This is a genomic window from Pseudomonas emilianonis (assembly GCF_023072625.1).
Lineage (GTDB): Bacteria > Pseudomonadota > Gammaproteobacteria > Pseudomonadales > Pseudomonadaceae > Aquipseudomonas > Aquipseudomonas paraveronii.
The window spans coordinates 1-7,188 of sequence record NZ_JAKNRV010000267.1; the positions used below are offsets into that span (position 1 = coordinate 1).

Below are 7,188 nucleotides of genomic sequence, written 5' to 3' on the forward strand. Positions count from 1 at the left end.
AGGGGCGAGCGCGGGGTGATGACGGTGACCGGTTGCCCCACCACCTCCACTTTCAAGCCCGCAGCATCCGGCGCTAGGAACAACCATTGCTGGCGACCGTTTTCGTCTTCCAGGCCCAATAGCGCGCGGACTTCGGCGGTGCGGTCTTTCAGGGCTTCTTCTTCGATCAGGCGCAGGATCGCCAGGGACAGCGATTCAACGTCACGAATGATGCCGGTGCCGTTGCAGCGCGGGCAAACAATGCCGCTGCTCTCGCCCAGGGACGGACGCAGGCGCTGACGGGACATTTCCAACAGGCCGAAGCGCGAGATGCGGCCGACTTGCACGCGGGCACGGTCGGCTTCCAGGCATTCGCGGACTTTTTCTTCCACGGCGCGCTGGTTCTTGGCGGGGGTCATGTCGATGAAGTCGATCACGATCAGGCCGCCGATATCACGCAGGCGCAACTGGCGGGCGATTTCTTCAGCCGCTTCCAGGTTGGTCTGCAGGGCGGTTTCTTCGATGTCGCTACCTTTCGTGGCGCGCGCCGAGTTGATGTCGATGGACACCAGGGCTTCGGTCGGGTCGATCACGATGGAGCCGCCGGAAGGCAGTTCGACCACGCGCTGGAAGGCGGTCTCGATCTGGCTTTCGATCTGGAAACGGTTGAACAGCGGAACGCTGTCTTCGTACAGCTTGATCTTGCTGGCGTACTGCGGCATCACCTGGCGGATGAAGGTCAGGGCTTCGTCCTGGGCTTCGACGCTGTCGATCAGCACTTCGCCGATGTCCTGGCGCAGGTAATCGCGGATGGCGCGGATGATCACGTTGCTTTCCTGGTAGATCAGGAACGGCGCGGAACGATCCAGGGACGCTTCTTTGATAGCGGTCCACAGTTGCAGCAGGTAGTCGAGGTCCCACTGCATTTCTTCGCTGCTGCGGCCCAGGCCGGCAGTGCGCACGATCAGGCCCATGTCGGCTGGAGCGACCAGGCCGTTCAGCGCTTCACGCAGTTCGTTGCGCTCTTCACCTTCGATGCGACGGGAAATACCGCCGGCACGTGGGTTGTTTGGCATCAGCACCAGGTAACGACCGGCCAGGCTGATGAAGGTGGTCAGGGCGGCGCCCTTGTTGCCACGTTCTTCTTTTTCTACCTGAACGATGACTTCCTGGCCTTCGCTCAGGACGTCCTTGATGTTCACGCGGCCTTCGGGGGCTTTCTTGAAGTATTCGCGGGAGATTTCTTTGAGGGGCAGGAAGCCATGGCGCTCGGAGCCGAAATCGACAAAGGCAGCCTCAAGGCTTGGTTCGATGCGAGTAATACGGCCTTTATAGATGTTGGCCTTCTTCTGCTCGCGTGCACCGGATTCGATGTCCAGGTCGTAGAGGCGTTGGCCATCTACCAGCGCAACACGCAACTCTTCGGGTTGAGTTGCGTTAATCAGCATTCTTTTCATGTTGTACCGTCGGTTTCCGGGCTGCCGGAAACGGCGTTCGGCACACACGACTTCTCACGGTCGGTGTCAGGTGCGTCAAGAGTGGTTGGCCACTCCAGTGTCCAGCAATAACCGGCCAATTGGGCTGGTATCGCGACGGACGCGTCCTGCTTGTTAGCGGTGGTGACAAAAGCACCACTTCAACAAAAGCTAAGGTCAGGAGGAGGAATCAACCGGCGACTGTGGACGAGATGAAGCGTCTATATATAAGCCTAGTGCTACACGGTCCGACGGTTGTGCATCTCCACCCTACACGTATCCCTGATAATTCGGGTGCTGCCGCGCGCAGAATCCGCAGCGGGTTGGCATTTACCGTGTGCTCCAATGGGGAGTACACGCTCATGGCTAAACAAGACCAAGTGTGGGCGACTGCGCTCTCACTCAGCTCTTAACAGGCTTTGTTTCCGAAGCATTCGCCATGGTGTGTCCCAAGACTGACTGCACTTTGTGAACTGGCCGTAAATATCGGCGCAAAATGCGAGTATTTACTCTGCTTTCTGCACTCGCTTCAGGCCTCATGTCACCTGCGCTTGTTACAATCTCGAGCTTTCCACGGTGACGAAAGCCCCGTAGGACGGCCTCGCGTCCTGATGAATTGCGATGGTCAGGGCCGGCAGTTTGCCGCAAGTCCTCTGTCCAGGCCGCTTTTGGCGGCGTTCGCGACTATAGCAGTAATGATTAAGTGCTTCAATTCCATAAAAAATTGTTATCATCGCCGACATGACGACTACCGCCCCCCAGACCCCCAGCGTCCAGCTGCTCGAGGTCTCGCCGGAATATGCCGGCCAACGCATCGACAATTTTCTCCTGGCCAGGCTCAAAGGCGTGCCCAAGACCTTGATCTACCGCATTTTGCGTAAAGGCGAAGTGCGCGTGAACAAAGGCCGCATCAAGCCCGAGTACAAGCTGCAGGCGGGCGATATCGTCCGGGTGCCGCCGGTGCGCGTGCCTGAGCGCGACGAACCTGTGCCGCTGGCCCAGGGCCTGTTGCAGCGCCTTGAGGCGTCGATTGTCTACGAAGACAGCAAGCTGATCGTGATCAACAAGCCCTGTGGCATTGCGGTTCACGGTGGCAGCGGCCTGAGTTTCGGTGTGATCGAAGCCTTTCGTCAGTTGCGTCCGGATGCCAAGGAGCTGGAGCTGGTTCACCGCCTCGACCGCGACACCTCCGGTCTGCTCATGATCGCCAAGAAACGCAGCATGTTGCGCCATCTGCACACCGCTCTGCGCGGTGATGGCGTGGACAAGCGCTACATGGCGCTGGTGCGCGGCAACTGGGCCAGTTCGATCAAGAGCGTCCGGGCGCCGTTGCAGAAGAGCAACCTGCGCTCCGGCGAGCGCATGGTCGAAGTGGACGAGGAGGGCAAAGAAGCCCTGACCCTGTTCAAGGTGCTGCGCCGCTTCGGCGACTTCGCCACCTTGGTCGAGGCCAAGCCGGTCACCGGGCGCACTCACCAGATTCGCGTCCACACCCTGCATGCGGGCCACTGCATTGCCGGCGACACCAAGTACGGCGACGAGGCGTTCTCCAAGGAGATTCGCGACCTGGGCGGCAAGCGCCTGTTCCTGCACGCCTACATGCTCACCGTACCGCTGCCCGATGGTGGCGAATTGAAATTGCAGGCGCCGGTCGATGAAATGTGGGCCAAGACCGTGGAGCGCTTGAGTGTCGCACCTTGACTACAAGCTGCTGATTTTCGATTGGGACGGCACGCTGTGTGATTCCATTGGTCGGATTGTCGAGGCGATGCACATGGCTTCGACCCGTTCGGGCTATGAGCTGTGCAGCGACCTGGCAGTCAAGGGCATTATCGGCCTGGGGTTGCCCGAGGCAATTCGCACCTTGTACCCGGAAATCGCTGACGATGAATTGGTCGCATTCCGCGAGCATTACGCCGATCACTACATCGCCCTGGAGGCTGAGCCTTCACCGCTGTTTGACGGTGTGGTGCAGTCCCTGGAAACATTCCGTGCCGAGGGTTATCACCTGGCGGTCGCCACCGGCAAGGCCCGTCGCGGTCTGGATCGGGTGCTCAAGGCTCACGGCTGGGAAGACTATTTCGACATCACCCGCGCAGCGGATGAAACCGCCAGCAAGCCCCATCCGCTGATGCTCGAGCAGATACTCGCCCATTGTGGCGTGTCGCCACGCCAGGCGCTGATGGTGGGCGATGCTTCCTTCGACCTGATGATGGCTCGCAACGCTGGCATGGACAGCGTTGCGGTCAGCTATGGCGCCCAGGCTGCCGAGGCGTTGCAGCAATACGAGCCCAGGCTGACGATCGATCATTTTTCTGAATTGCAGGCCTGGCTTGGCCGGGCCCACTGAGTCTTTGCTGGGGTAGATCATGAGTGATGAGTGGAAAGCGCCCGAAAAGGCTGACAGCGGCGATGACAAAAGCTGGAAGCTGCTGGAGAAGACCCTCCTGGCCAGCGTGCAGGAGCAGCGTCGTTCGCGGCGCTGGGGGATTTTCTTCAAGCTGCTGACCTTTGTTTACCTGCTCGGCATGCTGGCGCTGTTCAGCCCGCTGATGGACATGGAAAAAACCGCGACCCGTGGCCCCAACTACACCGCCTTGATCGAGGTGCGCGGGGTGATTGCCGACAAGGAATCCGCCAGTGCCGACAACATCGTCAGCAGTCTGCGCGCCGCGTTTGAAGACTCCAAGGTCAAGGGCGTGATCCTGCGCATCAACAGCCCAGGCGGCAGCCCGGTGCAGTCGGGCTACGTGTATGACGAGATTCGCCGCCTGCGCGCGCTGCACCCGCAGACCAAGCTGTACGCGGTGATCTCCGACCTGGGCGCCTCGGGTGCGTATTACATTGCCAGTGCTGCTGACCAGATCTACGCCGACAAGGCCAGCCTGGTCGGTTCCATTGGTGTGACGGCGGCCGGTTACGGCTTTGTCGGCACCATGGAGAAGCTGGGCGTGGAGCGTCGCACCTACACCTCGGGCGAGCATAAGTCGTTTCTCGACCCGTTCCAGCCGCAAAAGGCCGATGAAACCCAGTTCTGGCAGGGTGTGCTCGACACCACCCATCGCCAGTTCATCGCCAGCGTCAAGCAGGGGCGTGGGGATCGTCTGAAGGATAAAGATCATCCAGAGCTGTTCTCTGGGCTGGTTTGGTCTGGGGAGCAGGCCTTGCCGCTGGGCTTGATCGATGGCCTGGGCAGTGCCAGTTCGGTGGCGCGGGACGTGATTGGTGAGAAAGAGCTGGTGGACTTCACCGTTGAGGAATCGCCGTTTGACCGTTTCTCCAAGAAGCTCGGCGCCAGTGTGGCGGAGAAGTTGGCCCTGTACATGGGCTTCCAGGGCCCGGCCCTGCGCTGAGATCTCAAGGTCTGTGTAGATAAATGTGGGAGGGGGCTTGCCCCCGATAGCAGTGGATCAGCCGGCTTGTCTGTAGCTGGTCTACCGCAATCGGGGGCAAGCCCCCTCCCACATTTGGTTTTGCGGTGTTTTTAAGGGGTTTGCACACCTTCGGCCAGCAGCATATCCACCAGGCGAATCAGGGGTAAGCCGACAAGGCTGGTCGCGTCCGGGCCTTCGGTGCTTTGAAACAGGCTCACACCCAGCCCTTCGGCCTTGAAGCTGCCCGCGCAGTCATACGGCTGCTCGATCCGCAGGTAGCGTTCAACCTGCTCCACGTCCAGCATGCGCATGTGGACGGTAAACGGCACGCAGTCCACCTGGCAGTGCCCGGTCTCGCTGTTCAGCAGCGCCAGCCCGGTGAGGAAGCTGACACGCTTGCCGCTGGCGGCCAGCAGTTGCTCGCGAGCGTTCTCGAAGGTGTGGGGCTTGCCGATGATCCGGCCTTCCAGTGCGGCCACCTGGTCAGAGCCGATGATCAGATGGCCTGGATGACTGGTGGCGAGGGCGCGGGCTTTCTCTTCGGCTAGGCGCTTGACCAGTTCGACGGCTGACTCATTTGCACGGCGGCTTTCATCGATATCCGGCGAGCTGCAGATGAACGGCAGGTGCAGGCGGTCCAGCAATTCCCGGCGATAAATCGAGCTGGATGCGAGTAATAAAGGCAGCATGGGCGTCTCCTCGGGGCGGCTGGGGATTCTAGCGGGGCGACCGGCTGACGCCCAGGGCTGAATTTCCTTTGACATGGCTGGGTGCATCCCTATAATGCTGCGCCTATGTTGAATGACCCGATTCCACCTCACGTTGACCCGCGCAAATTGGCTGATCGTGGCACTTCCCTTCAAGGTGAATTGCTGCTGGCCGATTTGAAGAGACTCTGCGACCCGCTTTCCGACACTGTCGGTACGGTGCAGGCTAAATTCGTTTTTGAACGAGATGAACGTAAATCTGTGGTTATTCACAGCTTTATCGACACCGAGGTCAAAATGGTTTGCCAGCGTTGTCTTGAGCTGGTCACCCTGCCGATCCACAGCGAGTGCAGTTATGCTGTGGTAAAGGAGGGTGCGAATACCCAGTCGTTGCCGAAAGGTTATGACGTGCTGGAACTGGGCGAAGATCCTTTGGATCTGCATGCACTGATCGAGGAGGAGCTTTTGCTCGCCTTGCCCATTGTGCCTGCTCATCATCCGGAAGAATGCCAGCAGCCGGCGGGCCTCGATGACGAGTCCGAACCGAGCGAGGACGAGGTAACGCGGTCCAACCCGTTCAGTGTATTGGCGCAGTTAAAGCGTGACCCAAACGTTTAGGAGTTAATCAATTATGGCTGTTCAGCAGAACAAAAAATCCCGCTCTGCCCGTGACATGCGTCGTTCGCACGACGCCCTGACGGCGAGCACTCTGTCTGTAGAAAAAACCACCGGTGAAATTCACCTGCGTCACCACGTATCGCCAGAAGGCGTATACCGTGGCCGTAAAGTGATCGACAAGGGCGCTGACGAGTAATCACTTGTCTGCTCAAGTCATCGCGATTGACGCAATGGGCGGGGACTTCGGTCCCCGCAGCATTGTTCAGGCCTGCATTGCCAGCCTGTCTGCCACGCCCTCGCTGCACCTGACCCTCGTCGGTCAACCTTCCCTTCTTGAAGAACTGATTGCCAGCCATCCGGCGGTGGATTGCGCGCGCCTGACGATTACGCCAGCCAGCGAAGCCATCGGCATGGATGAAAAGCCGGCGGTCGCCTTGCGTGGCAAGCCTGATTCTTCAATGCGGATCGCCCTTGAGCTGTTGCGTGATGGCAAGGTGCAAGCCTGTGTCAGCGCCGGCAATACGGGCGCGCTGATGGCGTTGTCACGGCATGTGCTCAAGACCTTGCCGGGGATCGACCGACCGGCGATGGTCGCAGCGATACCGACGCAGGCAGGCTATTGCCAGTTGCTGGACCTGGGCGCGAATGTCGATTGCAGCGCCGAGCATCTGTTCCAGTTCGCTGTGATGGGTTCGGTGGCTGCCGAAGCGCTGGGTGTGGCCCGTCCGCGGGTGGCCTTGCTGAATATCGGTACCGAAGACATCAAGGGCAACCAACAGGTCAAGCTCGCCGCCGCTTTGCTGCAAGGTGCACGGGGTTTGAACTACGTCGGCTTTGTCGAAGGTGACGGTTTGTATCGCGGCGAGGCGGATGTGGTGGTGTGTGACGGATTTGTCGGCAATATCCTGCTTAAATCCAGCGAAGGCCTGGCAACGATGATTGCCTCGCGGATTGAGACTTTGTTCAAGCGCAACCTGGCCACACGTGTGGTCGGCGCGCTGGCGCTGCCGCTGATGCGCCGCCTGCAGGCGGACC

The 7,188-nt window shown here is 59.8% G+C and carries 8 protein-coding genes; 6 read left to right on the plus strand and 2 right to left on the minus strand.

Annotation, left to right across the window (positions count from 1 at the left end; all coding sequences use genetic code 11):
• Positions 1-1,436 (minus strand): Rne/Rng family ribonuclease (locus tag L9Z73_RS21795; RefSeq protein ID WP_247405321.1); only part of this gene is annotated, 1,436 nt, incomplete at its 3' end.
• 759 nt (positions 1,437-2,195) lie between these two features.
• Here L9Z73_RS21795 and rluC point away from each other — a divergent pair.
• Genes rluC through L9Z73_RS21810 form a run of 3 tightly spaced genes read left to right on the plus strand, consistent with a single transcriptional unit; the run spans position 2,196 to position 4,807 of the window.
• Complete coding sequence (gene rluC, locus L9Z73_RS21800) at positions 2,196-3,155, plus strand: 23S rRNA pseudouridine(955/2504/2580) synthase RluC (RefSeq protein WP_247405324.1); 960 nt, start codon at positions 2,196-2,198, stop codon at positions 3,153-3,155.
• Complete coding sequence (locus L9Z73_RS21805) at positions 3,142-3,804, plus strand: HAD-IA family hydrolase (protein ID WP_247405328.1); 663 nt, start codon at positions 3,142-3,144, stop codon at positions 3,802-3,804. The genes rluC and L9Z73_RS21805 overlap by 14 nt, the downstream gene beginning before the upstream one ends.
• 19 nt (positions 3,805-3,823) lie before the next feature.
• Positions 3,824-4,807, plus strand: a complete 984-nt coding sequence (locus tag L9Z73_RS21810) for a S49 family peptidase (RefSeq protein WP_247405331.1) — start codon at positions 3,824-3,826, stop codon at positions 4,805-4,807.
• Positions 4,808-4,938: 131 nt separating this feature from the next.
• Here L9Z73_RS21810 and L9Z73_RS21815 read toward each other — a convergent pair whose 3' ends face one another.
• Positions 4,939-5,517: a Maf family protein gene (locus L9Z73_RS21815; protein ID WP_247405335.1), complete on the minus strand. Its 579-nt coding sequence runs from the start codon at positions 5,515-5,517 to the stop codon at positions 4,939-4,941.
• 105 nt (positions 5,518-5,622) lie between these two features.
• On the opposite strand from L9Z73_RS21815, the gene L9Z73_RS21820 reads away from it, so the two are divergent.
• From L9Z73_RS21820 to plsX, 3 genes are all read left to right on the plus strand, one after another.
• On the plus strand, positions 5,623-6,153 hold the full coding sequence (locus tag L9Z73_RS21820) for a YceD family protein (protein ID WP_247405338.1): 531 nt from the start codon (positions 5,623-5,625) through the stop codon (positions 6,151-6,153).
• Positions 6,154-6,166: 13 nt separating this feature from the next.
• On the plus strand, positions 6,167-6,349 hold the full coding sequence (gene rpmF / locus L9Z73_RS21825; RefSeq protein WP_008152339.1) for a 50S ribosomal protein L32: 183 nt from the start codon (positions 6,167-6,169) through the stop codon (positions 6,347-6,349).
• Positions 6,350-6,353: 4 nt separating this feature from the next.
• Positions 6,354-7,188 (plus strand): phosphate acyltransferase PlsX (gene plsX, locus L9Z73_RS21830; protein WP_247405341.1); only part of this gene is annotated, 835 nt, incomplete at its 3' end.

Coding starts and splice junctions, on each gene's coding strand:
- rluC (WP_247405324.1), top strand. CDS start 2,196: ATGACGACTACCGCCCCCCAGACCCCCAGCGTCCAGCTGCTCGAGGTC.
- L9Z73_RS21810 (WP_247405331.1), top strand. CDS start 3,824: ATGAGTGATGAGTGGAAAGCGCCCGAAAAGGCTGACAGCGGCGATGAC.
- L9Z73_RS21815 (WP_247405335.1), bottom strand. CDS start 5,517: ATGCTGCCTTTATTACTCGCATCCAGCTCGATTTATCGCCGGGAATTG.
- L9Z73_RS21820 (WP_247405338.1), top strand. CDS start 5,623: ATGTTGAATGACCCGATTCCACCTCACGTTGACCCGCGCAAATTGGCT.
- rpmF (WP_008152339.1), top strand. CDS start 6,167: ATGGCTGTTCAGCAGAACAAAAAATCCCGCTCTGCCCGTGACATGCGT.